We start from the raw sequence: 2,500 nt of genomic DNA on the forward strand, positions 1-2,500 counted from the left end.
TCCATCAGGAGGGGCCCCGTTTCTTCCGAAAACTCGCTCTTTAAAAACGAAAAAAGACTCTTGATCAGCACGGGCCGATCGGTTATAAACACCGCTCGCCGTTGAAAGGCGCCTGCAGCGGCAGGCGGATGAGTAGGCGGCTGGCAGCGGAAAAAAAATCGACAAAAGCCCTTGACAGTCGAGTCGAGATTCGGTAGAGTTCCTTCCCGCTGCCAACGGCGGCGGAAAGCGAAACACTTGGTCTTTGAAAACTAAATAGCAGAAGTAGAAGATGATTTGCGGGCAGCAAATCAAGTCAATCAAAAGCTTGAATCAAATACATTCAGTTATATCAACTGGAGAGTTTGATCCTGGCTCAGAACGAACGCTGGCGGCGTGCTTAACACATGCAAGTCGAACGTGAATCACCCTTCGGGGTGAGGAAAGTGGCGCACGGGTGAGTAACACGTGGATAATCTACCCGGTGATCTGGGATAACATTCCGAAAGGAGTGCTAATACCGGATAAGCCCACGGGCTCTTCGGAGCCTGCGGGAAAAGGTGGGGACCTTCGGGCCTACTGTCATCGGATGAGTCCGCGTCCCATTAGCTAGTTGGTGGGGTAATGGCCTACCAAGGCAACGATGGGTAGCTGGTCTGAGAGGATGATCAGCCACACTGGAACTGAGACACGGTCCAGACTCCTACGGGAGGCAGCAGTGGGGAATTTTGCGCAATGGGCGAAAGCCTGACGCAGCAACGCCGCGTGAGTGATGAAGGCCCTCGGGTCGTAAAGCTCTGTCAGAGGGGAAGAACCCCCGCAAGGTTAATATCCTTGTGGGCTGACGGTACCCTCAAAGGAAGCACCGGCTAACTCCGTGCCAGCAGCCGCGGTAATACGGAGGGTGCAAGCGTTGTTCGGAATTATTGGGCGTAAAGCGCGTGCAGGCGGTCATTTAAGTCTGATGTGAAAGCCCCGGGCTCAACCTGGGAAGTGCATTGGAAACTGGATGACTTGAGTACGGGAGAGGGTAGTGGAATTCCGAGTGTAGGGGTGAAATCCGTAGATATTCGGAGGAACACCGGTGGCGAAGGCGGCTACCTGGACCGATACTGACGCTGAGACGCGAAAGCGTGGGGAGCAAACAGGATTAGATACCCTGGTAGTCCACGCCGTAAACGATGGGTACTAGGTGTCGCGGGTATTGACCCCTGCGGTGCCGAAGCTAACGCATTAAGTACCCCGCCTGGGGAGTACGGCCGCAAGGCTAAAACTCAAAGGAATTGACGGGGGCCCGCACAAGCGGTGGAGCATGTGGTTTAATTCGACGCAACGCGAAGAACCTTACCTGGGTTTGACATCCCGATCGTACTCTATGGAAACATAGGGGTCAGTTCGGCTGGATCGGTGACAGGTGCTGCATGGCTGTCGTCAGCTCGTGTCGTGAGATGTTGGGTTAAGTCCCGCAACGAGCGCAACCCTTGTCCTTAGTTGCCATCATTAAGTTGGGCACTCTAAGGAGACTGCCGGTGTTAAACCGGAGGAAGGTGGGGATGACGTCAAGTCCTCATGGCCCTTATGTCCAGGGCTACACACGTGCTACAATGGCCGGTACAAAGGGAAGCAAGACCGCGAGGTGGAGCCAATCCCAAAAAGCCGGTCTCAGTTCGGATTGGAGTCTGCAACTCGACTCCATGAAGTTGGAATCGCTAGTAATCGCGCATCAGCATGGCGCGGTGAATACGTTCCCGGGCCTTGTACACACCGCCCGTCACACCACGGGAGTCGATTGTACCTGAAATCGGTGGGCTAACCTTCGGGAGGCAGCCGCTTATGGTATGGTCGGTAACTGGGGTGAAGTCGTAACAAGGTAGCCGTAGGGGAACCTGCGGCTGGATCACCTCCTTTCTAAGGAGCCAACTAAGCTTCGCAAGAAGCTTGGCATCCTAGGTCAATCACCGCCTCGATCGAGGCCGGTGAATCCTGCAAATCATCGGATTCTGCTATTTAGTTTTGAGAGACCAGGGCCTCTCGATGGAGAGGTTTTTTGCTCTTTGAAGAATTGAAGAACGAAGGTGGATGTGGGCTAGTAGCTCAGCTGGCTAGAGCACACGACTGATAATCGTGAGGTCGGAGGTTCGAGTCCTCCCTGGCCCACCAGATTAATCGGGGGTGTAGCTCAGTTGGGAGAGCGCCTGCCTTGCACGCAGGAGGTCATCGGTTCGAACCCGTTCACCTCCACCAAGTTCTGACGATTTTCTTCGATCTTTGACAATTGCATAAGACGATATACGATGCACGAGCGAGCACGAAAGTGCTCAACAAGCAAAGGTAAAATCGATTCGCATTAGTAGAAAACTTTTTTATGGTCAAGCTACTAAGGGCGTACGGTGGATGCCTTGGCATCGGGAGGCGATGAAGGACGTGGTAAGCTGCGAAAAGCTTCGGCGAGCTGCTAAACAAGCTTTGACCCGGAGATGTCCGAATGGGGAAACCCGGCAGGGATTAAGCCCTGTCATCG

General features: G+C 53.9%; 2 tRNA genes and 2 rRNA genes (1 of these 4 running past the window's edge). All 4 read left to right on the forward strand.

The features are described from left to right. Positions 1-332: 332 nt before the first annotated feature. Positions 333-1,887: ribosomal RNA gene (locus tag DESUT3_RS06345) — 16S ribosomal RNA — on the forward strand. Between the two features lie 175 nt (positions 1,888-2,062). Beyond that, a tRNA-Ile gene (locus DESUT3_RS06350) sits at positions 2,063-2,139 on the forward strand. Between the two features lie 8 nt (positions 2,140-2,147). Then, positions 2,148-2,223 (forward strand) — tRNA-Ala (locus DESUT3_RS06355). 123 nt (positions 2,224-2,346) lie between these two features. Beyond that, positions 2,347-2,500 (forward strand): 23S ribosomal RNA (locus tag DESUT3_RS06360); it runs 2,803 nt beyond the window's last position. Together the 16S and 23S rRNA genes with 2 tRNA genes alongside form the textbook arrangement of a ribosomal RNA operon.

The sequence above is a fragment of the Desulfuromonas versatilis genome (genome assembly GCF_019704135.1).
Classification (GTDB): domain Bacteria; phylum Desulfobacterota; class Desulfuromonadia; order Desulfuromonadales; family NIT-T3; genus Desulfuromonas_A; species Desulfuromonas_A versatilis.